We start from the raw sequence: 25,752 nt of genomic DNA, 5'->3' as shown, positions 1-25,752 counted from the left end.
CTCCTAAGTCAAAAGCACAGTTAACTCATGAACATGCGGGCACGCTGGCGCTCATGCCTCATCTGCGAGATTTCCAGTCCGGGGCTGACCGCCCCGAAGTCGTCCGGCGCCAGGCGGGCGGCCCGCTCGACGGCGGCAGCAACGCCGTCGTGCGCTTTCCGCAGCACCCGCTGGCCCGCGGACTGCCCAAGCGGGATGGCCCGCACAGCATTTTGCGTCAGTGAAGTGACGGTCGCGAACAGATAGGCGGCAATCGCCTCAGCCGGCGGAACCCCCAGGGAACGGGCGACGACGGCGAAAGCCAGCGGCTGATGGCCGACGGACCAGCCCGCGCTCACCAGCGCCCGGTACTCCGCCAGCTCCGGCGACGGAAACACCTCCACCCCGATTTCGATCAGCCGGTTGCCCATCTTGACGCTGGCCTCCCGCACCTGGCGCGGCAAAAGCTGGGCGGTCAGCAACCCATCCAGTTCAGCAACAGGAACGCCCTCATACACGAACCGCATGGCCAACGCATCGGAATAGGTCAGCTGCTGCGAGAGAAACGCCCGCAGCCACCTCGCAAAAGACTCCTCATCGCGCACGAGCCCCCGCTCAATGTAGGTCTCAAACCCAAGCGAGTGCGCGAACGCCCCGGTAGGAAGCGCGGAATCAGTCAATTGCCGCAGCGCCAGCTGGTAACTGGGCACACCCGCCGGAGCCGGAACCGGCTCGAGGGAGTCAGTGCGTGTGTTCGGCATGGCGGAAAGGCACTGGCATCACGCGTTCCTGGCGGTCGTAGGGTGCTCCGACGTGTTTGAGATAGTCCTCGACAGTGTGGTCGTACTGGCACACCATGACCTCGGCACCGTATTCGGACGACGCATCGAAAAACTGTGCCTGCAGGTGCCGGTTGCCGAGGGAATGCGCCACGATGCCCATTTCATGGATGGTCCGGGGTGCGATCACCAGAACGTCGGTGGGCAGCACGGAAATGATGATGACGTTGGTATCGGCCACGTGCAGCACGTCGCCGTCACGAAGGTCCGGCGAGCCGGCAGGAAGCCTGATGCCGATTTCCTTGCCGTGATCGGTGGTGACGCGCTGGATGCGCTTGACCAACTGGGTGCTCGGCAGCACCACCTTTTCACGGTGCATGCCGAAGTAGGAGTCCGCAGGCTCGTCGTGCAGGTTGCCGAGGATCTTGTCGATGATCACGTGAAGCTCCTAGAAGAGGAAGTACCGCTGCGCCATGGGCAGCACGTCCGACGGTTCGCAGGTGACCTCGTCCCCGTCCACACTCACCCTGTACGTTTCCGGATCCACCTGGATGTCGGGCGTGGCGTCGTTGAACTTCAGGTCCGCCTTGTTCAGGGTGCGGATGCCGGAAACGGGCCGGACGATCTTCTCCAGCCCCAGTTCCCCGGGCACGCCCGCGTCGATCGCTGCCTGGGACAGGAACGTGATGGACGACTTCTGCAGCGCCCTGCCGTGGGTGGCGAACATGGGCCGCATGGTGCGCGGCTGGGGCGTGGGGATGGACGCGTTGGCGTCGCCCATCAGGGCGTAGGCGATCTGGCCTCCCTTGAGGACCAGTTCGGGCTTCACACCGAAGAACGCCGGATCCCAGAGCACCAGGTCGGCGAACTTGCCCTCCTCCACCGAACCGATGGCATCAGCCATGCCCTGCGCGATGGCCGGGTTGATGGTGTACTTCGCCACGTAGCGCTTCAGCCGGAAGTTGTCGCTGTCTGCGCTTCCGTGGGCGGCACCGGTGGGGTCCTTGAGGACTCCCCGCTGCTTCTTCATCTTGTCCGCCACCTGCCAGGTGCGCGTAATTACCTCGCCCACGCGCCCCATGGCCTGGGAGTCAGACGACGTGATGGCGAAGATGCCGAGGTCCTGCAGGACGTCCTCCGCGGCGATGGTCTCGGCACGGATGCGGGAATCGGCGAACGCCACATCCTCAGGAATGTCCGGATTGAGGTGGTGGCACACCATGAGCATGTCCAGGTGCTCTTCGATGGTGTTGCGGGTGTAGGGCAAAGTGGGGTTGGTGGAGGCCGGAAGCACGTTCGGCAGGCCGGCAATCCTGATGATGTCCGGAGCGTGCCCGCCCCCTGCGCCCTCTGTGTGGAACGTGTGGATGACGCGGCCGCCGATGGCCCGGATCGTGTCCTCAACGAAGCCGCATTCGTTCAGCGTGTCCGTGTGGATGGCCACCTGCACGTCATATTGGTCCGCCACCTTCAGCGAGGTGTCAATTGAGGACGTGGTGGAACCCCAGTCCTCATGGACCTTCAGGCCCACCGCGCCTGCCCGGACCTGCTCGGCCAGCGGCTCGACGGCCGAAGCGTGCCCCTTGCCCAGCAGCCCGATATTGACGGGAAGCCCCTCTGCTGCCTGCAGCATGCGCTGGATGTGCCATTTTCCAGGGGTGACTGTGGTGGCCTTGGTGCCTTCAGCGGGCCCGGTTCCGCCGCCGACCATGGTGGTGACGCCGCTGCAGAGGGCAGCGGCCACCTGGCCTGCGGAAATGAAGTGGATGTGGCTATCCACTCCACCGGCGGTGAGGATCTTGCGTTCCCCCGCGATGATTTCGGTGCTGGCGCCGATGACGATGTCCACGCCGTCGGAGATCTGCGGGTTTCCGGCCTTGCCGATCCTGAAGATGTGGCCGTCCTTCAGCGCGACGTCGGCCTTGTAGATGCCGGTGTAGTCCAGCACCACAACGTTGGTGATGACCGTATCCGGAACGTCCTCATCCCGCGTGGCCTGGCCGTTCTGGCCCATGCCGTCCCGGATGACCTTGCCGCCGCCGAACACCACTTCCTCGCCGTAATTGGTGAGGTCATTCTCGATCTCGAGGAACAGCCCGGTGTCCGCCAGGCGGATGGCGTCGCCCGTCGTCGGGCCGTAAAGGTCCGCATACTGCCTGCGGGACAATTCGAAGCTCATCGCGCACTCCCGTCCTGGTCACCGGTGTCGCTGCCGTCGTCGAGGCGGCCGTTCACGGCGTTGCTGAGTCCGTGGACCTCACGGCTCCCGGCCAGCCTGACCAGCCGGACGGTCTTCCTGTCGCCCGGTTCGAACCGTGCGGCGGTTCCCGCGGGGATGTCCAGGCGGCGCCCGTAAGCGGCGTCGCGGTCGAATTCCAGCGCCGGGTTCGCCTCCGCGAAGTGGTAGTGCGAGCCCACCTGGACCGGCCGGTCGCCGGTGTTAAGGACGACGACGTCGATCGCCTCCCGGCCACGGTTGATGACCAGCGGTTCAGGACGCAGGACATACTCTCCGGGAATCATGGCCTCCCCTATCGGATGGGATTGTGGACGGTGAGCAGCTTGGTGCCATCCGGAAAGGTGGCCTCGATCTGGACCTCGTGGATCATCTCCGGCACGCCCTCCATGACGTCGTCGCGGGCGAGCAGCGTGGTGCCGTAGCTCATGAGTTCGGCCACGGTGCGGCCGTCCCGGGCCCCCTCGATCAGCTCATAGCTGATGATCGCAACGGCTTCGGGGTAGTTCAGTTTGAGTCCGCGTGCCTGGCGCCTGCGGGCGAGGTCGGCAGCGACCACGATCATGAGCTTCTCCTGCTCACGGGGCAGCAAATGCATGGGGATCCCTTCAATGGCCTGCGGGACGACGTGGGACCCAGACTAAGCCCCATTCGTTTCAGCCACGTTTCGGGAGTGTCAGGTCAGGCTCAGCGGCCGCCGCTGGCTGCGTCCCTGATTCGGGCGAGGATTTCGTCGCTCGACTGAACGGGCTGCCGGTACGTGGTGGACAGGATGCGCAGCATGTCCGCGGCGTCCTGGTTGTCCTCCGAGGCCATGGCGTCCTCCGCGTACGTAACCCGGATGTTGTGGGCGAAGGCGTCCGCAGCCGTCTGGGCGATGCAGTTGTGCGTGGAGACGCCGGCCAGCACCACTTCGTCCGCGCCCCAGTTCCGCAGCCGGGACAGCAGATCGGTGCCCACAAAGGCGCTGTCCCGCGTCTTGCTCAGCTGCGGCAGGCCGTCGGTGGCGAGGCCCGGCACAGCCTCCGCCTGCTTGCTCCCGCGGAAAATGAAGCCCTGGTCGTCGTCCAGCATGCTCAGCGTCCAGGTGGACTTGTCCCGCTCGTGCTCGGTGCCGACCAGCAGCGCCTTGTGTCCCGAGGCCGTGAACCCCTCAAGGAGCCTGTTACAGGAGCTGACCACCCGCTCCTGCTGGTCTGCCAGTTCCGGCGCTTCGAAGAACGCATTCTGCATGTCGATAATGAGCAGGGCAATCATGAGTCACCTTTCCTTCCGCTGCCGGTTCTGGTGAGGTACCCGTACGTGCACCCTGCGAAACGCGCACCGTTAAACGGGGGCCGCAGGCCTAAGGGGCGGAAGCACGGATCCGCAGCTCGAATTGCGCTTCCATATGCACACCACCGGAAGTCTTCTCGGTCCCCTCGATGCGGTCGATCAGCAGCTGCACCGACCGCTCGGCGATCTCGTCCATGCCCGGCGCAACCGTTGTCAGCGACGGTGACGAGAACCGCGCCTCATCAATGTCATCGAACCCGGCCACGGCTGCATCCTCGGGAACCCTGATCCCCCGGATCAGCAGCTCATGCAGCGCGCCAAGAGCCAGCGCGTCGTTTAATCCGAAGACAGCGTCGAACAGCTGGCCGCCCTCAAGCAGGCGCCCCACTGCCGACGCGCCACCGTCACGGCGCCAGTCCGCGGGCACAATCAGGGCCGGATCAAAGTCGACGCCGGCCTCGGCCAATGCCTCCCGGTACCCGGCCAGCCGAAGGCCGGGCGAACCGAAACTGTCCGCGGGTGCGGCACCGATAACGGCAATACGACGGCGGCCTCCCGCCAGCAGGTGGGCTGTCATAGCCTTGGCCGCGCCCACGTTCTTCATGGTGACGAGGTCGAACCGCGGGTCGTCGATATGCTCGCCGAGCATCACGAGAGGTTTGGTTCCGCGCCGTGCTGCCGCCACAGCGTCCGCGTCGAGCACCAAAGGGGTGAACAGGAGCCCGTCCGTCAGCTGGCTTAGGGATCCGTGCAGGGCGCTGAGCTCGTTGGCCCGGGTCGCCGAGGACTGCTCCACCAGAACCCGGTAGTCCCGGGCCGCGGCCGCGGTCATGAGTTTGGAAGCAAGCTCTGCGTAGTACGGCACGGAAAGGTCGGACACCACCAGGCCCAGCATGCGGGACTTTCCGGAACGCAGGCTCCGGGCGGTCAGGTTGGCCTCATAGCCAAGCTCGGAGATGGCCTCGAGCACTTTCTGCCGGGTAGCCGGCCTGATGAACTCATAGTTGTTGAGCACATTCGACACGGTTTTCAGAGAGACTCCGGCCGCACGGGCAACATCGTTCATTGTCACGGCCATGCAAGGCACCTTTCGCGGCAGACCATCGTTCTCGCAAACATCTTTCGATACATCGTTGCAGACTGCTGGCCGGCCCGCCCGCCAAGAATTTCCCAAGGTGCGTCCCCGAACCTTTCTGCAAGGTCTCTTGGCTCTGGGGTTAGGCGACGGCACCTGGTCCCAGCGATAACCGGCGGTGTCCAGATAAGCGGCGGCCACCGGCGGGACCGGTCCGGAAGCGGTGGCCGCGCGGTGCCACCAGCCGGGGCGGCCACCAGGTGACGCGGCAGGACAGGTGGGGAAAATTGCGGCGGAAGGGGGCCGAATTGTTGCAGGGCGCAGGGGGGTCGATCGAGGGATTATCCCCGACGGAACGGCAGTTTGCTCTTGTGGTTTCCCACCACGCCCGCACTGCCCACCGGGGATCCGTTTCCCGGTGGGCAGACGGGGGTCTCGAAGCGGTTGGCGGCGCGGAGGGCCGGGGATCCGGCCTGGAGTTCGTAGCCCGTCTCGGCTCGGGACCCGTCCGCATTACTTCCGAGGTTATTGCGGGCGTGGACGGCGTGGCCGGGGCGGTCGTGCTCTCCACCTGCAACCGGTTCGAGGTGTACTGCGACGTCGCTCCGGGCGCGGATCCGGAAAGCGCCAGGGAGCGGGTACTCGCTGTCATCAGCACCTGCTCAGGTGTTTCCCCGGCCGAGCTCGGCCGGGCACTTCGCTGTCTGTCGGGCACCGCCATGGCCGAGCATCTCTTCGCGGTGGGCGCCGGCCTTGACTCGGCAGTGGTGGGCGAACGGGAAATTGCCGGGCAGCTTCGCCGCTCGCTTGCCTCCGCCCAGGACGCCAAAGCGGCCAGCAGCCCCCTGGTCCGGCTCTTCCAGGCAGCCTCCCGCACCGCCCGCGAGGTCGGATCATTGACGTCCCTGGGTGAGGCCGGCCGCTCCATGGTGTCCGTTGCGCTGGACCTTGCCCTGTCCACGCTCGGACGCAAAGACCTTTCCGGCCTGTCCGTGGTGGTCATCGGCACCGGCGCCTACGCCGGTTCCACCCTGGCGCTTCTGGCGGCCAGGGCGTGCCCGGCGGTGTCTGTTTTTTCCTGGTCCGGACGGGCTGAGGCCTTTGCATCGGCACGGGGCGCCACCGCCCTGTACTCCGAGGACCTGCCGGACGCCATCCGCGGCGCGGATGTGGTGATCGGCTGCAGCGGCCGGGGACCACGGCTCAGCTCCCGCGACTTCCGGTCCTTCCGGCGGGACACCGCCGGCCCGCTCGCCGTCGTCGACCTCGCTTTAAGCCGCGACTTTCAGCGCGATGTGGGCGAACTGCCCGGGCTGGACCTCATCACGCTGGAGCATGTGCTGCTGGCTTCGCCGCCTGAACAGACGGCTGTGGTCCGCCAGGCGCGTGAGCTTGTCCGGCTGGCCGCTGCGAGGTTCGAGGAGGAAAGGCAGGCGCGGCTTCTGGATCCGGCGATCGTAGCGCTGCGTGACCACATGCAGTCGGTCCTGGCGGGCGAAGTGGCGCGGGTGAAGAACCAGCACGGCTGCACGGCCACGGCAGAAGCGGTGGAATTCGCCCTGCGGCGGGTGGTGCGCCAGCTCCTGCACGTGCCCACCACGAGGGCACGCGAGCTGGCCGCGGGCGGCCGGCATGAGGAGTACACCGCCGCCCTTGAGGCGCTGTTCGGGCTGCAGGTGGAGCCCGGTGCTAACGAGCCCAGTGCGAACGAACCCGGTGCGAGTGAGTCCGGTGCGTGCGAGACCAGGAGCCAGCAGGGCTGCCCGGAACGGAAGTGCCAAGAGGCAACGGGCCCTGAGGCCAGCCTCCCAGCCGCGAGCTAAGCCCCGGGCGGCTCGTCTGGGCTGCGGATACTGCGGGCCAAATTTCCTCTGGCAGCGGCTCCTTGGGAGGACTACGTTTGAACCAGCCTTCCAAGCACTCCCCGCCTGCCGGCACAGAGAGGAAGTCCCATGGCACCCCGGCCAACCGCTTCCCACCACGCTTACAAATCCCGGTGCCTTGTGGCCTCGGCGCTGCTGGCGCTCGCAGCAGCCGGGTGCACGGCGCCGGGGCAAAGCACAGTGCCCGGGCCGGGCACAACACCCGGTGAATCCACGGCCCCCGGACAAACCACGGCGGACGGCAGCGCCCGCGGCACGCCACAGTCAAGTCAGCGTTCGCAGGGCGGAGCCGCTAAGGGAGGGGCAGGCCTGGCTCTCCCGCAGGCAGCAGCGGACATCCCCACGATCGTCAGCAACGTCCAGCCTTCAGTGGTGACCATCTTTACCAGGGACGGAGGCCTGGGCAGCGGCGTCGTTTACTCGGAGGACGGCCTGATCCTCACCAATGAGCACGTGGTGCGCGGTAACACCGGCGTGGAAGTGGCCTTTGCCGACGGCAGGCGCGTTGCCGGCACCGTCCGCGCCACGGACCCAATCTCCGATCTGGCACTCGTGGAGGCAAAACGGACGGGACTGCCGGCCGCCAAGTTCCAGTCGGACCTTCCGCGGATCGGTGAACTGGCCGTGGTCATCGGGTCACCGCTTGGATTTGAGAACACCGCGACGGCAGGCATCATCTCCGGCCTGCACCGCGAAATTCCCGGCTCTGCCTCAAGCAGCCAGTCGCTGGTGGACCTGATCCAGACCGACGCCGCAATAAGTCCGGGCAATTCGGGCGGCGCCGTGGTCAACAGCAGAAGCGAGGTGATAGGCATCAGCGAGGCCTACATCCCTCCGTCCGCTGGTGCAGTCGCCCTCGGCTTTGCCATTCCGGCCGCCACTGCGGTCAAGGTGGCAGACCAGCTGCGGGAGGACGGTACGGCGGACCATGCCTTCATCGGGCTGTCGCTCGGCGAAATCACCCAGCAGATCGCCGACCAGTTGGGACTTCCGGACACCCGCGGGGCGCTCGCACTCTCCGTTCCGGACGGCGGCCCGGCGGCAAAAGCCGGCATCCGGCCAGGCGATGTGCTCGTCAGGCTCGACGGCGACGAACTGGCGTCGCCGGAGAGCCTGCTCGCCGCGCTCCGCAGCAAGAGCCCGGGGCAGACCGTCACAGTGGAGTACCGCAGGGGTACGGAGACGCAGGAAACCAAGGTGGAGCTCACTGCCCGGCCGGCGCCCTAGGTGGATCCGGCTCCCTGTCCCGAACAGTGCACGGTCCCGGACAGTGCGTGGGCGGATATAAAAAGTCCCCGGATTCCTGTTGCCAGGAAGCCGGGGACTTTCCACTCTTCGCTAAAAGAGTGGGCCCTGTGGGGATCGAACCCACGACCCACGGATTAGCTGGCGGGAATTGTCCCTGTCTTTCGCTGTCATCAAGAAAGCCCGTATTTACGAGGTAAAACCGGGCAACGCCCTCCGATGGTTGCCCATCGTTGTTCACCGTCTATCGTCGTTTTCGTTGGGTAAACGTTGGCTACTACCCATGTACCCTCGGCTGCTTCTTGCGGTATGCCTCGACGTCGGCCCATGGGATCCGGATGTGGGCCGTGGACTTGCCGGCGCCGGTCTTATACGGCTTCGGGAACACGCCCTGCCGGGCCAGGATCCGGACCGTCTCCGGGTTGAGGTGGATCGCTTCAGCGACTTCTCTAACGGTTAGGTCAGGCTCGCGGCTAGGTATCTTGCTAGTCATGCAGGCAAGTTACAGTGCTATTCAGTTGCTCCCGCGGACCTGACAAGTTCTTGAGCGAGCCTGGGAGAGGTTCCCTGGTAACCCATGGGCACTTTCGGTAAGGCAAGATGAACCCATGACTCCCGAAGAACTTGCCCGAAGGTCGGCCGAGATAGCCGAATCAGCCGCGCACGCCGCATGGTGGTCAGCCGCAGGATCCATTGCCACTGCCGTCTTAACCTTGGGGCTGCTTGTAGGGGCCATTGCAGCGTGGCACACCGCGAAGAAATCTCTGGAGCAAGCGCGGGAGGCCCAGCTCCAGATAAAGCTCGACAGTATCGAGCAGACACGCCCCTTTGTCCACGCCCGCATTGTGCCCGGCCTCGGGGGGCCCAGTTGCTGGGACCTAATAGTGAGCAACTCAGGCAGGTCCAGCGCAGTAGACCTCACCATCGAAACGGACGATTGGCCCGAGAACCACGACACGATTGTTAGGGAGCTTCAGAAGATGTTCTCTACCAGACAGACACTTCCTCCAGGCGTTAATTTGCGCTCGTTCTGGCGCATAGATGCCATGCCGGGCACTACAAGGTCTGACGGCGGCCCTGAGGTTGACGGCATGCCGCGAACGGCAACTTTGACTCTTAGGTACACCAGCCAGGACCCATCAAATCCTCAGTACGAGGACACCTATGTCATCAGCAACGAGAGCATCGGACTCACGCCGGCGGCTTCGACAGGACCAAACCCAAGTCCCCGCTTGTCTGCCGGAGAGGCCAGCCTCCATAAGATGTTGGGCCGCATCGTTCAGAGCATAGGTGAACTGCGGAGGTGAACAAATGAATAGTCCGAGGACCGGACCTGAAGACATGGCCGCAGGGATAAGTAATCTGCTCGGGTCGCTTGCTGGTGCTATCACCGGACACGCTGTCGCCGGCCCCACTGGAGCAGTCACTGGAGCACTCGTTGCTCCGATTATTGAGGAGACCGGCCGGTCAGTTCTCTCCCGGCTCCTAGGGGCGAGGGAGCGTCGCCGCGTTGAGTCAGTGGTTGCTTATGCGACAGAAGCTGTTAAACGGAACCTCGACGCCGGCATGGAGATTCGGCAAGACTCGTTCTGGGAAGCGCGAGGTGGCTTTGCCCCTGCCGCTCAGGAGACATTTGAAGCCGTGCTAGTGGCCGCACAGCGCGACCCAGAGGAGCGGAAGATTCCGTTCATGGGCAGCGCCTACGCATACATCTCCTGCGATCCCGCCATGACAGCGACCGCGTCCCATTGGCTCATCCGAACCGCCGAGTCACTGACATGGACACAGTTCCAATTGCTTGCCCTCGTGGCAAGGGCCGATGAACTTGATCTCGCCGGAATCCGCGTCGGCCAATCGCCACACACTTGGGACGGCATCGCCCTGCATAAAGAACTGAGCGACTTGGGCTCAGGTAACCGTTACCTTATCCATGGCGGGCTGGACACCCGCCCAAGCGGTATCAAGGTACCGACAGCGCTGCTTGAACGTTTCAAGCTGCAGAGTTCAGGACGCATCCTGTTCGGTGCCCTGAATTTGGGCGACATTCCTTTAGCCGAACTGCACGACTTGGCGCGCCGCTTGCGTCGGCCGCCGGAGGAAGCCGAACAAGCCTCGGACGACGAGGCCTTGAAATGACCAACCACGCCGACGGGCATCCATCAGATGATCCGCTCCCCCACCAATACGGGCTGGGGGCGACGGGAAAGGGGACGCTAGCCTCCGCCGTCGCTTTCCTCAGCGCGGCCTATCCCGCGGCGGCGATACCTCTGGCTGGGGCAGGAGCGGCCCTTCAGGCCGTGGGTGAACGACTCAACACCCTGCAGGAGGTCCGAACGTCCGAAGTCTTGGCGGCGGCCAGCAAAGAGAGTTCCTTGTCGGCGGAGGAAGTCGTTCGGGAGCTAATCGAACGCGATGATCTGGTCCTGCTGGCTACGGAAGCCATCGATGCCGCCAGGAGGTCCCGCTTGCCCGGCAAGGCCGCCACGCTCGGCCAGTCTCTGGGAGCGATCCTCGCCGATGACGCCGTCCTCGATCTCGAGAGCGTCTGGATCAGAATTGTTTCTGTTGTCGAGCCTCCACACATCCGCATACTCGGCCTGTTCCTGGAACACACCGGGACAATGGGCACGGGATCCACCCTGTGGGGCAGGAAAGCTGATCCTCACACGGTCGAAGAGGTAGGTGAGAGGCTTGGGCTTGGCGAGGCCGTCCTACCCCTGGTTCAGGACTTGCTGGCTGCCGGGTTACTGGCTTCGGCCGGCGTGGCGGGCGTGCATTCGGGCGTTCCCGATGCCTTTGGGCAGTCGATCCATGCGACGACTTTGGGGGCTCAACTGTTTGCTCGCCTGTCCCAAGCGGGTCTCGTAGAACCAGATGACTTCAATTAGTTGGGTTTCCGTTGGGTGGGCACCCTCTGACAGGGTCGGGCACCGCACCGGCACCGGCACCGGCACCGGCACCGGATGCAAAAAACCCCCAATTCCCTGTATTTGCAAGGAATTGGGGGTTTCCACTCTTCGCTAAAAGAGTGGGCCCTGTGGGGATCGAACCCACGACCCACGGATTAAAAGTCCGATGCTCTACCAACTGAGCTAAAGGCCCAAACTGCCTGCTTAATGCGGACTTCAACAGCCTGCACACGCGAAACAGTTCCAGTCCATTTCTGGACGTTTAATACTGTACCGCAGACAATGGCGACTTCTGCACGGCGCCCCGCCGCCGCCGTCGAACGTGTCCTTTCCGGGAACCGGCAAAGGGTTTTGGGCAGGCATGGCTGCCGGATGTGGATGAGAGTGCACTGGATAAGGACGCTCGATTCCGGTTCCGTGCAGGAGTAGCGTGGGACCATGAGCCAGAAAGCAGGAACCAGCGGCCCGGGCGGGGCGGAGCGGCACCACAAACCGAAGCCTTTTGCGCCCATTGATTTTGAACCTTTCGCAGGCGGCGCCGATCCGGCGCGTGTCTCGGAAGCTGCGCACCTGGCCGCCCAGGCCCTGGTGCGCCATGGCCGGGACAGCGATGATCCCGTCATCACCAAACGGCTGGTCAAGCTGGCCGACGAGCAGGGCCTTGAGGCGATTGCGGAAATGTGGGCGGAAAGCCCGGCACGCTCGCTGCCCGGTGCGCTGTGGCGGCTGTACGCCCTGCGCGCGGCAACAGTGCAGGATCCCGAGCGCATCTCCGTTTATTTCAAGGCCGGCAAGGACACGGCGCAGGTCTCCCATGTGGTGGCCGGCGCGGCCGAACCGCCGGGCGCCGATGAAATGAGGAGCATGGCGGACGCGATCCTGTCCGGCGCCTTCGACGGCGACTTCGACGTTGCGCTGGAGCGGTCCGCCGCGTTCTGCCGTGTGGTGGCCCTGGGCCAGGCCACGCTCGCGGACGGTGCGGAGCATTCAAACGAGAGCCACGCACGCAAGCTGACGCGCAACTCACACCTGCTCGTGAAGACGGCAGAGGACCTGGAACATGCCGCCAACGCCTGGCGGCTGGGTGAGCTTGACTGACCCATCAGGCCCGATCTGTCAATGTTGACTTGGCCAAGCCAAAGTAGAACACTGAAACTGGTGCCGAACCGCGAAACCCCCGGGCTTCAACATTTAGCCGCCTAGAGCGGCCTACCGCCGAGAGGCGTATCCGGTTCGGCACCATTTTCATGCCCCAATGCAGGTGCCGGTAAAGTACTGACTAGCTGCGGCTCGGACGTCAAGTCAAACTCCCGCGGCGTCCCGCCCTGACCATCCTCCGGAGACCGGTACTCATGAAGCTGCGCCTTTTTCCCCAGGAATCCGCAGGCCTGAACCTGCTTGCGCAGCTGGCCAGGCAGATAGTCTTTGCCAGCGCCACCATGGCGGAAATCCTCGGCGCCCCGGCCACTGAGCACAACCGGCTGGTGGAGGACATGCACAACCACGAGGCAAAATCGGCCGAGCTGCACTTCGCCCTCCTGACGCACATGCGCACCAGCTTCGTGAATCCGCTCCCGCGCGAGGACATGTACGCCCTCTCCCAAAGTTTGAACGAAGCCATTGAGAGGCTGGATGCGGCGGCCGAGCTGGTGGCGCTGTACAGCCTGGACCGGCTGCCGAAGCGCGCGGCCGACCAACTGGAGATCATCAGCCGCCAGGCCGAGCTGACAGCCGAGGCCATGCGCCGGCTGAACAACCTGGACGACCTTGAGGATTACTGGATCGAGGTCCTTCGGCTGGCCAAGCGGGCCGAACGGACGCACCGGATCTGGGTCGCGGACATGCTCAAGGACATGAAGTCCGCCCAGTACGCCCGCCACCGGGACGTCGCCAACCAGCTGGTCGACGTCACCAAGGACATGCGCCGGATCGCCACCCAGGTAGGCAGCATCATCGTCAAGGAATCCTGAGTGACGCTGGCCATCTTCGCCCTGGTGGTGCTCCTCACTTCGGCTTTTTCCTTTCTCAACGGTTTTCGGGACGTGTCCACGTCCGTGGCCCTGGCCGTGCGCACCCGCGCCCTGACCCCCACCGTGGCCGTACTGCTGGCCGCCCTGTTCAACCTCATCGGCGCCTTTCTCAGCGCCGGTCTGGCCGTGGCCATCAGCCAGAACTGGATTTCCCTCCCGCCGGGGAACAGCGGACTGACCATCATCGCCGCCGGCCTCGCCAGCGCGTGCGCCTGGGGGATTTTCCTCTGGTGGCGGGGCGTTCCCTCCTCCTCCACGCATGCCTTGGTGGGCGGACTCGCGGGGGCCGGAACCGCCAGTGTGGTGGTGGGCGGCAATTCAGTGGGCGGCGTGGACCAGTCGCTCCTGTTCCAGGTGGTCCTCCCCCTGATCTTCTCGCCTCTTATCGCCTTCATCGGCGCCTACCTGCTGGTGTTTCCCGTCACCTGGGCCGCGCGTTACACCCAGCCGAGCGTGGTCAACAAGCGGTTCCGGGCCGCCCAGTCCATCGCCGCCGGCGCCGTGGCCTTTGGCCACGGGCTGCAGGACGGCCAGCGGGTCAGCGCGGTACTCATCCTTGCGCTGCTGGCTGCCGGCTATTCCGACGGCGGCTCGATTCCCCTGTGGGTGGCGCTGCTGTCCGCGGCCACGATCACGGCCGGCACGATGTTCGGCGGCTGGCGCATCTCGCACACCATTGGCTACCGCCTGACCCGGATCGATCCGCTGCGCGGCGTGGTGGCACAGGGCTTTAGCGCGCTCATGCTGTTCATTGGCGCCATCGGGCTGCACTGGCCCGTGTCCACCACCCACACCGTCACGTCCTCAGTGCTCGGTGCAGGGGAAAACCAGCAGTTCGCCACCAGCGACCGGAAGCTGGTTACCCGGATCCTGGCACTGTGGGTCCTGACTCCGGTAACCACCGCCGCCGGGGCGTTCATCCTCGAACTGGCTCTCTCCCCGCTGATCAGCAGCTAAGCACAGCCTTTAACAACGATTGCTCCGTACCTGCCTTTTTGAAGGTCCATTAGGGCAGTTACGGAGCAATCGATGTGTGGACTGGGCCCACGCCGGCGAGGGCCCCGGCCTGAGCTTGCGAAGGCTGGGAGCCGGTGGCTGGGCCCACAGCCGCAGGGGTCCCCGGGCGAGCGTGCGTGCCTGGGGTGCGGCTGGGGATTATCCGAAGCGGCCGGAGACGTAGTCCTCGGTGGCCTTCTGGCTCGGGTTGTTGAAGATGGTGCTGGTCTCGGCGAACTCGATGAGCTTGCCCGGCTTGCCGGTGCCGGCGATGTTGAAGAACGCCGTCCTGTCCGAGACGCGGGCGGCCTGCTGCATGTTGTGGGTCACGATCACCACGGTGTATTCGTCCTTGAGCTCGTTGATGAGGTCCTCAACGGCCAGGGTGGAGATCGGGTCCAGGGCCGAGCAGGGCTCGTCCATGAGGATCACCTGCGGCTCCACGGCGATGGCGCGGGCGATGCAGAGGCGCTGCTGCTGGCCGCCGGACAGTCCCGAGCCCGGCTTCTCCAGGCGGTCCTTGACCTCGTTCCAGAGGTTGGCGCCGCGGAGCGAGCGCTCCACCAGGGCATCCGCCTCGCCTTTGGAGATCTTCTGGTTGTTCAGCTTCACGCCGGCCAGGACGTTGTCGCGGATGGACATGGTGGGGAACGGGTTGGGCCGCTGGAACACCATGCCGATCTGTGAGCGGACCGTCACCGGGTCCACGCCGGGGCCGTACAGGTTGTCGCCGTCGAGGAGCACCTCACCCTCAACGCGGGCACCCGGCAGCACCTCGTGCATGCGGTTCAGCGTGCGCAGGAAGGTGGACTTGCCGCAGCCAGAGGGGCCAATGAACGCCGTCACGGATTTGGCTTCGATGTTGATGCTGACGTCTTCGACGGCCAGGAAATTGCCGTAGTACACGTTCAGGTCTTTGACGTCGATGCGCTTGGACATGATGTTCCCTAACTTGCTGGTATGAAATGAGTCTAAGTCGCGGCCGCACAGGCCCGTAAGGGCCGTCCGGCCTAGCGGCCCGTCTTCGGTGCGAAGATCCGGGCGATGAGGCGGGCGGCGAGGTTCAGCAGCATCACCAGGATGATCAGCACCAGGGCTGCGCCCCAGGCCCGCTGTGATGACGGATCGGGATTGGACGGGGACGTGGGGTTCAGGATCTGCGTGTAGATGAACGTCGGCAGGGAGGCCATCCAACCGCTGAACACGTTGTTGTTGATGCTCGTGGCGAACCCGGCGGTCACCAGGATGGGGGCGGTTTCGCCGATGACGCGGGCGATCGCCAGGGTGACACCGGAAGCAATGCCCGAGATCGCCGTCGGAATGACCACCTTGAGGATGGTCCGCCACTTCCGGACGCCCAGGGCATAGGAGGCCTCGCGAAGCTCGTTGGGCACGATCTTCAGCATTTCCTCACTGGAGCGGACCACCACCGGGATCATCAGCACGGAGAGTGCGACGGCGGCCACGGCGCCGGTTTTGGTGCCGGGCCCCACGACGGCGAAGAAGAACGCTGCGGCGAAGAGGCCGGCCACGATGGACGGGATGCCGGTCATGACATCGACGAAGAAGGTGATGGCGCGGGCCAGCGGGCGGTCGTTGCCGTATTCCACGAGGTAGATCGCCGTCAGGAGGCCCACCGGCACCGAGATGACGGTGGCCAGCAGGGTGATCTGCACAGTGCCGAGAAGCGCGTGGTAGATGCCGCCGAGTACGGGCCCGGCACCTTCGGCCGCCCTGTTGTCGAACACGCCCGTCACGCCGTTCATCGACGTGCCGAGGAACCGGGGGTTGAGGAGGCCGGGAATGCCATTGACCAGGACGGTCCAGATGACGGAGATCAGCGGGAGCAGCGCCACCAGGAAGGCCCCCACCACAAGGCAGGTGGCAAGCTTGTCCTTGGCCTTGCGCGAGCCCTCAACGGCGGCGCTCCATCCCACGAGGCCGGCGGCAAAGAGAATGGCGGAGACGACTCCCCAGCCGAAGGCGTTGAAGCCGATCAGCGCGAGGATGGCGGCGCCGAGGACCAGCGCGATGCCCAGGACGACGTAGGGCGCGTACTTGGGCAGCTGGCCCTTGGTCAGGGCGGACCGCTTGCGGACCGGGGTCAGGGTGGAGGTCATTTAGTTGGCTCCCGAGAATTCTTTGTGCCGGCTGATGATCCACCGGGCGATCATGTTGACGGCGAGGGTGATCACGAACAGGACCAGGCCCGCGGCAATCAGCGTGCTCACCTTGAGGCCGCTGGCCTCCGGGAAGTTCAGCGCGATCTCGGCGGCGATGGTCTGGTTGCCGGACTGGATCAGGCTGGCGGTGAGCGCGCCGGAGGACAGCACGAGCGCCACGGCCATGGTCTCGCCGAGCGCCCGGCCGAGTCCCAGCATGACGGCGCTGATGATGCCGGGGCGGGCGAAGGGCAGGACCGCCATCTTGATCATTTCCCAACGGGTGGCGCCCAGTGCAAGGGCGGCTTCCTCGTGCAGCTTGGGGGTCTGGAGGAAGATCTCGCGGGAGAGGGACGTGATGATGGGGATCACCATGACGGACAGCACGATGCCGGCGGTCAGGATGGTCTTGCCCGTGGCGGAGGCCGGTCCCTGGAAGATGGGCAGCCAGCCCATGTTTGCGGCCAGCCAGCCGTAGGCGGGCGAAATCTGCGGGGCCAGGAAGGCGGCGCCCCAGGCACCGTAGATAACGGAGGGGATCGCGGCCAGCAGGTCAATCACATAGCCCAGGCCGGATGCGATGCCGCGCGGAGCGAAGTGCGAGATGAAGAGGGCGACGCCGATGGACACCGGCGTGGCGATAGCCAGGGCGATGATGGCCGCGATGAGGGTGCCCAGGACGATCGGCCAGATGTAGGCGAAGAAGCCCTCCCCGCCCTGGATGTCCTCGGCGGGGGCTGTGAAGGCCGGAAGCGCCTGGATGACGAGGAAGAGCGCCACGCCGAACAGCACGGCAAGGATCAGGCAGCCTGCCGCGAGGGCCGCTCCGGAGAAGACTTTGTCCCCGGCGCGGCCTGCGCCTCGGGAGCTGGTCAGGGAGGTGGTGGTCATACCCGGCCCTTCGGTGTTGATGGTTCGTATTGAATCGTGCTGGACCCGCGCTTTACACGGCTAAGTTCCCCGCCCTGCTTGTCGGCTGGGCGGGGAACTTCGTCGTTCAGGTCAAACGCTACGACTTGACCTTGATGGATTCGATAGCCTTGGTGGCCTTTTCGGTCAGCGCTGCGGAAATCGGAGCCGACTTGGCGGACTCTGCGGCAGCCTTCTGGCCCTCTTCGGAAACTACATAGGTCTCGAAGGCCTTGACCAGGTCAACGGTTTCCTGCTTGTCGTAGCTGGAGCAGACGATGTGGTAGGAAACCAGGACCACGGGGTAGGCACCGGCCTCGGTGGTGGTGCGGTCGAGCTCGATGGCACCGCCGTTTTCGCCGCGGCCTTCAACCGGCTTGCCGGCGTCCACTGCCTTGGAGGCAGCTTCCGGCGAGATCTTGACGAACTCGGAGCCGACCTTGATCTCGGCGATGCCCAGCTTGCCTCCGACGGCGGAGTCATCGGCGTAGGTCACGGCGCCCGGGGTGTCGGTGACGGTCTTGACGACGCCGGAGGTGCCCTTGGCGTTCTCGCCCTTGAGCGAGGCAGGCCAGATGCCGTCAGCCTTGTCCTTCCAGACGTCCGGAGCGGCAGCCGAGAGGTACTCGGTGAAGTTCTTGGTGGTGCCGGAGTCGTCAGAACGGCTTACCGGGGTGACGGCGAGGTCCGGGAGCTTCGCGTCCGGGTTCAGGGCTGCGATGGCGGGGTCGTTCCACTTGGCGATCTCGCCGCGGAAGATCTTGGCTGCGGTGGGGGCATCCAGTTTCAGCTCGGTGATGTCCGGCAGGTTGAAGGCGATGGCGATCGGCGAGATGTAGACCGGGATCTCGATGGCGCCGTCGGGGCCGCAGACCTTCTTGGCCGATTCCAGTTCCTCATCCTTGAGGAAGGCGTCGGAGCCCGCGAACTGAGCAGAACCGTCGATGATGGCCTTGCGTCCGGCGCCGGAGCCGTCCGGGGAGTACTGCACGGTGGCGCCCTGGTTGGCGGAGGCGAAGTTGGTCTTCCACACATCCATGGCCGCGCCCTGCGCGGAGGAGCCGATGCCGGTCAGGGTGCCGGTGACCTTGGCGCCGCCAGCGGGGGCGCTGCCTTCCGGGGCGGTGCCCGTGGCATTGTCTGAACCACAGGCGGTGAGCGCGAGTGCGCCAGCGGCGATAACTGCGATTGCCGCGTGGCGGCCGAAGCGGAGTGCCTTCACTGGATGTACCCCTTCCAGGGTTTTTCGATGCGGTGCGGACCGGAGACGTCCGAACGGGAATTCGTACTTTCTGTACCTGCACTGAAGTTATGGGCCGCAGGTAACAAGTTTTGGGGTCCAAGGTGAACGCAGGGTTAACGAGGGCGGGCCATTGGCTTACAGATACTGCGTTGCCATTGCGTTGGATGCGCCACAGTCGTAGTGGTTTCGCCACAGGATTAACAACCTTAACTTGGGTCCCACGTGGCACCATTGGGACCATGGAGATCTCAGGGCCGCTGGACGCGCACCGGCTGGGAGAGGGCCTGCCCGATGCCGGCGTGGACCTGTACCGCAGGCTGAGTTCGGACATCACCGCCGGGGTTGCCGTCGTTTCGACCCGGCTGCGGAACCGGGACTACGCCGCCACGGTCAGCGCCTTTCTCTCTGTGTCCTACGACCCGCCGACCATGCTGGTCAGCCTGTACGCGGAGTCCCGCATCGGCGAGGCTGTGGCGGAGGCGGGCACCTGGGCGCTGAGCGTACTGTCCGGCAAGCACCAGGGCACGGCGGCCTGGCTGGCCAGCCCCGGGACGCCGCTGCACGGGCTGCTCGCACAGGTGCCCTTCCGCCGCGGACCTGCCACCGGATCTGCGGTCATCTACGGCTGCCTCGCCTACTTCGAACTGCGCACCGTTTCGGTCCACCCTGCAGCCACGCACCTGCTGGTTGTGGGTGAGGTGCTGGCGATGGGCAGCGGCGCGGAACCGTCCGAGGCGCCGGACCCGCTGGTGCACTTCGGCTCGGAGTTCCGCCGGCTGGCGCCGTGAAGCGTTCTGTCAGCGCACCGTCACCGCAACCGTCCAGGGGACGGCGCGAAAGCGGGCGAGCAGCGTGGCGGCGAAGGGAGAAGACTGATGAGCAGCACAGCCGGCAACACCGCAACTGAACACTGAGTGAGGAGTGGAACATGGTTCCTGAAATCAACATCTGGGCGGTCCTGGTGGCGACGCTGTCCACCATGGTCGTCGGGTCGGTATGGTACACGCCCAAGGTCTTCGGCAACTACTGGATGCGCGTGGCCAAGGTCTCGCCGAGCGGCAAAGCGAAAGATGCCGTCAAGCCCATCCTGATCACCCTGGCAGTGAGTTTCGTCAGCGCCCTTGTCCTGGCGGGATCGGTTGCCATCGCGCAGGAATTTTACGGCGGCAGCTTCCTGGGCAATTCGCTCATCACCGCCGTCATACTGTGGGCAGGCTTCACGGCGGCGCGCTTCATCACTCACGACGCCTTCGAGGGCCGCCCTGCCGGACTCACGGCACTGAACTGCGCCCATGAGCTCGTGACCTACCTGGTGATGGGCCTGGTCATCGGACTGTTCGGCGTCTAAGCGCGAGCGGACACTTGAGGCCCCCGTCTCCGCCGACCCCCGGAAGCGCGAACTGGGAGATACTACCCGCAAATCTCGGTTTTGGAGTCATTACCTGACAGTCCGCGCTAGTGGCGGGAGCGGAGGCGGGCCACGAGTGTCGAGGCGAGAAACGCCGTCGTCATTTCCAGGGCGATGACCGCCAGCAACACGGCGGCAGCGGGTCCCTCCGATCCGGCCGACGCTGCGGGAACCACCGGCGCTGCCGCTGTGTGGCTGTGGGCCGAGCCGCCCGGGGCGAGCAGCAGGAGACCGTGGATCGCCGCCATCGCGACGCCCGAGGCCATGATCCGGTGCAGGGCGGCGAGACTGCTGTGGCGCCACACGTGAGCGGCGCACGGCACGCAGACCGCCACCATCACGAGCATCAGTGCGTTGAGCCATAGTCCATGGTGGCTGCCGGCGGCCAGCCACACGTGGGCAAGGCAGGATGCGGCGGTCACCACGGCGCAGACTCGGGAGTGGAGGCGAGCGCCGGCCGCCCGGCCCTCCGCTCCCCCGAAGGGCCCCCCGACAACGCTGCCCGAGGCAGCTCGTCCGGAGATAGGTCTTCCGCCTACTGTTGCCGGAGCCACTGCTGCTGGGGCGACCGCTGGCGTGGCAACTGCTGCCGAAGTCATGCCGGGAGCCCCCGCAGCGGAATCCGCTCAGCCATGGCGGTGGTCGCTTGACGGATGGCAGTGGTTGGCCCCCTGGCCGGACGCCGGGACATCCAGGACCGGGCTGCGGTCGAAGAACCCTTCGGGGCGGAGTTTGAAGCCGACGGTGTCCACCGGCATGATCGGCCAGTCCTCGACCCGCGGGAAGTGGGTCAGGCCGAACGTGTGCCAGACGACGATGTCCTGGCCGTCGATGTCACGGTCCTGCGCGACATAGGCGGGCAGGCCCGCACCGCCGGAGTGCTGGTTGACGAAGTCGCCGGTGGGGTAGCGCTCGTCCTCGGCGAACCGGGTAACCCACAGGTCCTTGGTGGCAAACGCCGCCCGCCGGGCAATCGAAGACCCGGGGTCGGCCATCAGGGTGGGCTGGTTGTGGGCGTGCAGCTTGTAGCCCACGGGCTCGCCCAGGCGGTTGCGGGATTCGGGGTTGGAGATGATCCAGGTCCGGCCGGCGCGGGCATCGGCCTCGCGGACAGCCCCGGACTCGCGGGTGAGCACGGTGCGCTTCCGGGAGAAGGCGTTGCCGCGGGGGTTTCCCTCGCCCATCGGCTGGCGGACCACGTCCTCCTCCTCCACCCTGTTGGTGAAGCCGTCGATGGCCATGTCCAGGCGTGCGCTGAAGATGTGCTGGTGGAACGGCGCACCGAGCCCCGGCGCCAGCTGGGAGATGTTGTCCGAGCCGCCTTCCGGGAACGCGGACGTGAAGACGACGCCGGTGGCCTTGGCTTCGAATTCGATGGTGCCGTCAAGGTAGAGGTACCAGTAGAAGCCGTAGTCGTAGTTGCCGATGGTGGTGAAGAACGAGATCACCATGCGGCGGTTCCGGCGGGTGTAGTTGATGCCGGACCAGAGGTCGCTGTGCTTGGCCAGGATGCCCCAGTCCTCCTCGTGCATGCAGATGCCGTTGCGGATCTCGCGGGGGTTGCCGAAGGCGTCGCTGATGACGGGGCTGAGGTAGGTGATCTCGCCCAGGCAGTCGCAGCCCAGCTCGAGGGAGTTGGCGTACTGCCCCACCAGGTACTCCCCCGTGTCGAAGTAGTTCTGCCAGGACCGGATCGGGGACGGGTCGCCGTACGGGACCACCATCTCGGCGATCGACGCGCGGTTGATGATGGGCCGGAGCCGGTCACCGTCCCGGAAGGCGATGTTGTGCAGTACCACGCCCTCGCGGACGTCGAAGCCCACGTCAAGGCTCCATTTCTCCCACTCGATGTGGTTCCCGCCGGTCACCATGAAGCTGGGGCCTTCGGGCTGGGTGATGCTGATGGGCTTCTGCGTGCTGCGGAGCGGGCCGGTCAGCTCGGGATCGGTGTAGTTGCCGTGCTCTGCGGGAACGGGGAAGACGCCGGTGTCGATTACCTGGGTGACTTCCTTGCTGACCACGTCCACGTAGGCCACAAGCCCGTCGACCGGGTGGGCCCAGGCGCTGTCCCCGGGGAACTCCTGCAGGAACGCGAGCCCGCGCAGGATCCGGCGGCCCTTCTCCTGCGGGTACTCGAACACGCCCGCGGACAGCGGCGCGACCCGGACCTTGCTGGCGTCCAGGTTCCGCGCAGCCAGCGCCTTCAGCCACCGCCCGTCGGCAGCCAGGAGCTGCTCCACCACTTCGAACTCCTCTTCAAGGACCGGGAGTTCACCGGTGGCAGCGGTATCGAGTTCGACGGCGGAGATCACCTCGCTGCTGGTGGCCGAGACGGTGACGTCCTGGGGCCGGGCGCCCGAAACGTCATGGATGAAGACCCGGAACCGCCGGTCCTCCGCAACGCTGCCGGCTTCCTCTGCGGGGTCTGTTTCCCGGGCAGGGCCGGTTTTACGGGCGGCGCCGGTTTTACGGGCGGCGTCAGTTTTGCGGGCAGGGTCCAGCAGCCCCAAGTAGGCAATGCGCTTCTCCGGGCCGAGGAGACCTTCAGAGCGAAGAATGCCCTGCACCTCGCTGATCTCCGCTACTGAGGCAAGGCGGAACGGGCTGGCTGTTTCTGTGATGGAGAGCGTCATGGCGGCCTTTGTCAGGGACCCTGGCGGGTCGGGTTTTTATTTTCTATAGTTGTAGAGAATAAGCGAACGTAAGATGGCTCACAAGAGTCTGGGCGAAATATTTACCGGGGAGCGGCCGCGTGCCAAAGATTGTTGACCACGACGAGCGGCGGCTGGAACTGGTGGATGCCACCTGGCGGATCATTGCCCGGCTGGGCATCGAAAGTGCCACCATGCGGGAGATCGCCACAGAGGCGGGCTTCGCCAACGGCGCCCTCAAACCGTATTTCCCCACCAAGGACACCCTGCTGACGTTCGCGTTCGGCCACGTCTTCAACCGGACCAACCGGCGCATCGCCGAGGTCACCGCCGGGCTTTCGGGACTGGCGGCCCTGCGGGCCTTCTGCATCGAGGTGCTGCCGCTGGATGAGGAACGGATCAATGAGGCCCGCATCGTGATCCCCTTCTGGCAGAAAGCCATCAACGATCCGGACAAGGCGCAGATCCACCGGGAATCGATGCAGGAGTGGCTCGACTCGATCCGCCGCTACCTCGGGGAGGCGCGGGACAGCGGCGACGTGAGCACCGCCGTCGACGACGACAGCCTCGCCGGGCAGTTGCTCAACATGCTGCTGGGGGCCCAGATCGCGGCCGCGCTGCTTCCGGAGGGCCAGACACAGCTCGGCCTGGACGGGCAGCTCGAGGGCTTCCTGACCCTGCTGACCAGCTAGCCTCTGAGGACAGCAATATCCGATCCACAACCAGGAGACCCGGCAGTGACCATCCCGCAGGAAATCGATACGCCGGAAATCATGATCGACGTCGACATCCTCGACCGGAATATCGGGCGGATGGCGTCGGCCGTCCGCTCGCGGGGCCTGGGCCTGCGCCCGCATGCCAAGACGCACAAGATTCCCGAAATCGCCCTCCGCCAGATTGCGGCCGGAGCCTCCGGACTGACGGTGGCAACCATCGGCGAGGCTGAAGTGTTCGCAGCTGCCGGCGTGCAGAACCTCTTCATCGCCTATCCCCTTTGGGTTTCCGCGCAGAAGGCCGAGCGGCTCCGGCGCCTGTCGCAGACGGCGCAGATCGCCGTCGGGGTGGATTCCGCCGAGGGGGCAACGGGACTGGGGACCAGCCTGGGAAGTGCCGCAGGCAGCGTGAGCGTCCTCGTGGAAGTCGACAGCGGGCACCACCGCAGCGGCGTTCTCCCGGAGGCTGTCACGCCGGTGGCCCAGGCGGCGGTGCGGGCCGGACTCAAGGTCGCGGGCGTTTTCACCTTCCCGGGACACAGCTATGCGCCGGGCATGCCGGTCGAGGCGGCCAGTCAGGAGGAGCAGGCCCTGAGCCTGGCGTCGGAAACTCTTGCTGCGGCGGGCTTCGAGGTCACCTGCCGCAGCGGCGGCTCCACTCCTACAGCGATGCTGACAGGGAACTCGGCCGCCACCGAGGTGCGCCCTGGTGTTTACGTCTTTGGCGACGCCCAGCAGCTCGAACTGGGGCGGTGCGCCGCCGGGGACATCGCATTGACGGTTGCTGCCACCGTGGTCAGCCACCATGCAACCGCTCCGGACGGGCCCGCGCGTTTCATCCTCGACGCCGGCAGCAAGGTTCTGGGCAGCGACCGGCCCGCGTGGGCCAGCGGCTTCGGGCGGCTGATGGACTACCCCGGCGCCCGGATCACCGCACTGTCTGAGCATCACGCGACCGTCGAGTGGCCCGGGCCTGCTGCGGCGCCAGCCATCGGGGACCGGCTGCGCGTCATTCCCAACCATGTGTGCCTGGCGATGAACCTGGTGGACGACGTCGCAGTGGTCAGGGGCGGCGCCCTCGTGGACCGCTGGACGGTGGCCGCCCGGGGAAAGAACAGGTGAGGGTCCGCTCTTGTTCACGGAAAATCTTTTTTCCCCATGTGTTGAAAAAAGATGACGGGCCCGCAGCATCGCCGCTAACCTGAAATGACTGTGTCGCAGGACACAGTGTTGGGGACCCGTCAGCAGACAGCCAACCTGCGTCAGGAACGTTCATGCCAGCAAGCACAGCCCGCCCCGCGGACCAGACCCTCACCTCCAGCGAGGCAACCTCCTTTGACCACTGGCGGCACCTCGTGGCGCAGTCCTTCGTGCCGCTGGCCGCAGAAACGGAACGGCCCGAGCAATTCCGCGGCCGCATGCGCTCCAGGGTGCTGGACCGGACGTGCATCGTGGAAGTGTCCGCTTCGGGTCACAGCGTCCACCGCACTCCGGCGCTTCTTGCCCAATCCGACCAGCGCTATTTCAAGCTCAACCTGCAGCTGGAGGGCACCGGGCTCCTCATCCAGGACAACCGCGAGGCCGTGCTCCGCCCCGGCGACCTGGCCATCTACGACACCAACCGCCCGTACACGCTGGCGTTCGAGGAGCAGGCCCGCATGATGGTGCTCATGTTCCCGCACGACTCCCTGTCGCTGCCGCCGGAATATGTGGGCCAGCTGTCCGCCGTCCGCCTGGCCGCCGAATCCGGTGTGGCGGGCATTGTGGGGCCGTTCATCACGCAGCTTGCGGGCAACCTGGAGGCACTCAGCGGCCCCACGGGTTCCCGGCTCGTGGCCAACACCCTGGATCTCGTCTCCACCATGCTCCATTCGGAGCTCGACCTGGCCGCGGACAGCATGAAGCCGCAGGCCCTGCTGGCAACGTCAGCCCGTGACTACATCGAGGCAAACCTCGCCGACCCCCAGCTTTCGCCTGCCAGCATTGCGGCCGCGCATTTCATTTCGACCCGCCATCTGCACAACGTCTTCCACGAGTCCGGCAGCACGGTTGCCAGCTGGATCCGCAGCCGCCGGCTGGAACGGGTCCGCCGGGACCTCCGGGATCCGCTGCACTCCGGCACCTCCGTGGGTGCCGTCGCGGCGCGGTGGGGATTCCTGGACGCGGCGCACTTTAGCCGCACGTTCCGGGAGGCCTTCGGCGTATCCCCCAGCGACTGGCGCCGCGGCGCCGCAGCTTAGAAGCAGCCGGCTGCTAAAT

The 25,752-nt window shown here is 65.6% G+C and carries 27 protein-coding genes and 1 tRNA gene; 13 read left to right on the top strand and 15 right to left on the bottom strand.

All coding sequences use genetic code 11. The annotated features are described in order from the left end of the window. Window positions 1-20: 20 nt before the first annotated feature. From ACFTR6_RS09530 to ACFTR6_RS09500, 7 genes are all read right to left on the bottom strand, one after another. Entirely contained in the window at window positions 21-740 is a 720-nt protein-coding gene (locus tag ACFTR6_RS09530) for an urease accessory protein UreF (protein WP_377957717.1), read from the bottom strand. Beyond that, window positions 721-1,197 (bottom strand): urease accessory protein UreE, encoded by a 477-nt coding sequence (gene ureE, locus ACFTR6_RS09525; protein ID WP_377957716.1) that lies wholly within the window; start codon window positions 1,195-1,197, stop codon window positions 721-723. The genes ACFTR6_RS09530 and ureE overlap by 20 nt, the downstream gene beginning before the upstream one ends. 9 nt (window positions 1,198-1,206) lie before the next feature. After that, complete coding sequence (ureC, locus tag ACFTR6_RS09520; RefSeq protein ID WP_377957715.1) at window positions 1,207-2,937, bottom strand: urease subunit alpha; 1,731 nt, start codon at window positions 2,935-2,937, stop codon at window positions 1,207-1,209. Next, window positions 2,934-3,281 carry an urease subunit beta gene (locus tag ACFTR6_RS09515; protein ID WP_377957714.1) on the bottom strand — a complete coding sequence of 116 codons (348 nt, stop codon included), beginning with the start codon at window positions 3,279-3,281 and terminating at the stop codon, window positions 2,934-2,936. The genes ureC and ACFTR6_RS09515 overlap by 4 nt, the downstream gene beginning before the upstream one ends. A gap of 8 nt (window positions 3,282-3,289) precedes the next feature. Then, entirely contained in the window at window positions 3,290-3,592 is a 303-nt protein-coding gene (locus tag ACFTR6_RS09510) for an urease subunit gamma (protein ID WP_377957713.1), read from the bottom strand. A gap of 89 nt (window positions 3,593-3,681) precedes the next feature. Continuing rightward, entirely contained in the window at window positions 3,682-4,251 is a 570-nt protein-coding gene (locus tag ACFTR6_RS09505; protein ID WP_377957712.1) for a cysteine hydrolase family protein, read from the bottom strand. Between the two features lie 88 nt (window positions 4,252-4,339). Next, entirely contained in the window at window positions 4,340-5,347 is a 1,008-nt protein-coding gene (locus ACFTR6_RS09500) for a LacI family DNA-binding transcriptional regulator (protein ID WP_377957711.1), read from the bottom strand. 470 nt (window positions 5,348-5,817) lie between these two features. Between ACFTR6_RS09500 and ACFTR6_RS09495 the strand changes: the two genes are divergently transcribed. Both ACFTR6_RS09495 and ACFTR6_RS09490 read left to right on the top strand, forming a co-directional pair. Next, window positions 5,818-7,167 (top strand): glutamyl-tRNA reductase, encoded by a 1,350-nt coding sequence (locus ACFTR6_RS09495; protein ID WP_377957819.1) that lies wholly within the window; start codon window positions 5,818-5,820, stop codon window positions 7,165-7,167. A 129-nt stretch (window positions 7,168-7,296) separates the two neighbouring features. Then, window positions 7,297-8,454 (top strand): S1C family serine protease, encoded by a 1,158-nt coding sequence (locus ACFTR6_RS09490; protein WP_253250395.1) that lies wholly within the window; start codon window positions 7,297-7,299, stop codon window positions 8,452-8,454. 295 nt (window positions 8,455-8,749) lie between these two features. On the opposite strand, the gene ACFTR6_RS09485 is transcribed toward ACFTR6_RS09490, so the two are convergent. Next, window positions 8,750-8,965 carry a helix-turn-helix transcriptional regulator gene (locus ACFTR6_RS09485; RefSeq protein WP_377957710.1) on the bottom strand — a complete coding sequence of 72 codons (216 nt, stop codon included), beginning with the start codon at window positions 8,963-8,965 and terminating at the stop codon, window positions 8,750-8,752. Window positions 8,966-9,080: 115 nt separating this feature from the next. On the opposite strand from ACFTR6_RS09485, the gene ACFTR6_RS09480 reads away from it, so the two are divergent. The 3 genes from ACFTR6_RS09480 to ACFTR6_RS09470 all read left to right on the top strand — a co-directional run bounded on the left by ACFTR6_RS09480 (window position 9,081) and on the right by ACFTR6_RS09470 (window position 11,360). After that, entirely contained in the window at window positions 9,081-9,779 is a 699-nt protein-coding gene (locus tag ACFTR6_RS09480) for a hypothetical protein (RefSeq protein WP_087873136.1), read from the top strand. Window positions 9,780-9,990: 211 nt separating this feature from the next. Next, window positions 9,991-10,608, top strand: coding sequence for a hypothetical protein (locus ACFTR6_RS09475; RefSeq protein WP_377957709.1), 618 nt, complete (start codon window positions 9,991-9,993; stop codon window positions 10,606-10,608). Beyond that, window positions 10,605-11,360, top strand: coding sequence for a hypothetical protein (locus tag ACFTR6_RS09470; protein ID WP_087873138.1), 756 nt, complete (start codon window positions 10,605-10,607; stop codon window positions 11,358-11,360). The genes ACFTR6_RS09475 and ACFTR6_RS09470 overlap by 4 nt, the downstream gene beginning before the upstream one ends. Before the next feature lie 141 nt (window positions 11,361-11,501). On the opposite strand, the gene ACFTR6_RS09465 is transcribed toward ACFTR6_RS09470, so the two are convergent. After that, window positions 11,502-11,574, bottom strand: a tRNA-Lys gene (locus ACFTR6_RS09465). A 245-nt stretch (window positions 11,575-11,819) separates the two neighbouring features. Here ACFTR6_RS09465 and ACFTR6_RS09460 point away from each other — a divergent pair. From ACFTR6_RS09460 to ACFTR6_RS09450, 3 genes are all read left to right on the top strand, one after another. After that, complete coding sequence (locus ACFTR6_RS09460) at window positions 11,820-12,479, top strand: hypothetical protein (RefSeq protein WP_076799133.1); 660 nt, start codon at window positions 11,820-11,822, stop codon at window positions 12,477-12,479. Window positions 12,480-12,733: 254 nt separating this feature from the next. Then, entirely contained in the window at window positions 12,734-13,351 is a 618-nt protein-coding gene (locus ACFTR6_RS09455) for a nuclease PIN (protein WP_087873142.1), read from the top strand. Beyond that, on the top strand, window positions 13,352-14,368 hold the full coding sequence (locus tag ACFTR6_RS09450) for an anion permease (protein WP_377957708.1): 1,017 nt from the start codon (window positions 13,352-13,354) through the stop codon (window positions 14,366-14,368). Window positions 14,369-14,566: 198 nt separating this feature from the next. Here the strand turns inward: ACFTR6_RS09450 and pstB are convergent, their stop codons facing one another. The 4 genes from pstB to pstS form a co-directional block, all read right to left on the bottom strand. After that, the gene (gene pstB, locus ACFTR6_RS09445) at window positions 14,567-15,346 is read right to left on the bottom strand and encodes a phosphate ABC transporter ATP-binding protein PstB (protein ID WP_076799136.1); all 780 of its coding nucleotides are present in this window, start codon (window positions 15,344-15,346) and stop codon (window positions 14,567-14,569) included. A gap of 71 nt (window positions 15,347-15,417) precedes the next feature. Then, window positions 15,418-16,527, bottom strand: a complete 1,110-nt coding sequence (gene pstA, locus ACFTR6_RS09440; RefSeq protein WP_076799137.1) for a phosphate ABC transporter permease PstA — start codon at window positions 16,525-16,527, stop codon at window positions 15,418-15,420. Further along, entirely contained in the window at window positions 16,528-17,460 is a 933-nt protein-coding gene (gene pstC / locus ACFTR6_RS09435; protein WP_076799138.1) for a phosphate ABC transporter permease subunit PstC, read from the bottom strand. 118 nt (window positions 17,461-17,578) lie between these two features. Continuing rightward, window positions 17,579-18,700 carry a phosphate ABC transporter substrate-binding protein PstS gene (gene pstS / locus ACFTR6_RS09430; protein ID WP_076799139.1) on the bottom strand — a complete coding sequence of 374 codons (1,122 nt, stop codon included), beginning with the start codon at window positions 18,698-18,700 and terminating at the stop codon, window positions 17,579-17,581. A 260-nt stretch (window positions 18,701-18,960) separates the two neighbouring features. Here pstS and ACFTR6_RS09425 point away from each other — a divergent pair, with 260 nt between their 5' ends. Together ACFTR6_RS09425 and ACFTR6_RS09420 are read left to right on the top strand one after the other, a co-directional pair. Then, window positions 18,961-19,509 carry a flavin reductase family protein gene (locus ACFTR6_RS09425; RefSeq protein WP_377957707.1) on the top strand — a complete coding sequence of 183 codons (549 nt, stop codon included), beginning with the start codon at window positions 18,961-18,963 and terminating at the stop codon, window positions 19,507-19,509. Window positions 19,510-19,649: 140 nt separating this feature from the next. Beyond that, the gene (locus ACFTR6_RS09420) at window positions 19,650-20,069 is read left to right on the top strand and encodes a DUF1761 domain-containing protein (protein ID WP_076799141.1); all 420 of its coding nucleotides are present in this window, start codon (window positions 19,650-19,652) and stop codon (window positions 20,067-20,069) included. A 107-nt stretch (window positions 20,070-20,176) separates the two neighbouring features. Here the strand turns inward: ACFTR6_RS09420 and ACFTR6_RS09415 are convergent, their stop codons facing one another. Both ACFTR6_RS09415 and ACFTR6_RS09410 read right to left on the bottom strand, forming a co-directional pair. Further along, window positions 20,177-20,551 carry a hypothetical protein gene (locus tag ACFTR6_RS09415; protein WP_377957706.1) on the bottom strand — a complete coding sequence of 125 codons (375 nt, stop codon included), beginning with the start codon at window positions 20,549-20,551 and terminating at the stop codon, window positions 20,177-20,179. 204 nt (window positions 20,552-20,755) lie between these two features. After that, window positions 20,756-22,762: a primary-amine oxidase gene (locus ACFTR6_RS09410; protein WP_377957705.1), complete on the bottom strand. Its 2,007-nt coding sequence runs from the start codon at window positions 22,760-22,762 to the stop codon at window positions 20,756-20,758. 119 nt (window positions 22,763-22,881) lie between these two features. Here ACFTR6_RS09410 and ACFTR6_RS09405 point away from each other — a divergent pair, with 119 nt between their 5' ends. The 3 genes from ACFTR6_RS09405 to ACFTR6_RS09395 all read left to right on the top strand — a co-directional run bounded on the left by ACFTR6_RS09405 (window position 22,882) and on the right by ACFTR6_RS09395 (window position 25,733). After that, on the top strand, window positions 22,882-23,472 hold the full coding sequence (locus tag ACFTR6_RS09405) for a TetR/AcrR family transcriptional regulator (RefSeq protein WP_377957704.1): 591 nt from the start codon (window positions 22,882-22,884) through the stop codon (window positions 23,470-23,472). Between the two features lie 81 nt (window positions 23,473-23,553). Then, entirely contained in the window at window positions 23,554-24,615 is a 1,062-nt protein-coding gene (locus ACFTR6_RS09400; RefSeq protein ID WP_377957817.1) for a D-TA family PLP-dependent enzyme, read from the top strand. Window positions 24,616-24,767: 152 nt separating this feature from the next. After that, the gene (locus ACFTR6_RS09395; RefSeq protein WP_087873146.1) at window positions 24,768-25,733 is read left to right on the top strand and encodes a helix-turn-helix domain-containing protein; all 966 of its coding nucleotides are present in this window, start codon (window positions 24,768-24,770) and stop codon (window positions 25,731-25,733) included. Window positions 25,734-25,752 lie beyond the last annotated feature (19 nt).

This window comes from Arthrobacter sp. NPDC057009, from assembly GCF_042673905.1.
Taxonomy (GTDB): Bacteria; Actinomycetota; Actinomycetes; order Actinomycetales; family Micrococcaceae; genus Arthrobacter.
The sequence above is the reverse complement of the archived record's forward strand: the minus strand, read 5'-3'. Positions and strand labels throughout refer to the sequence as shown.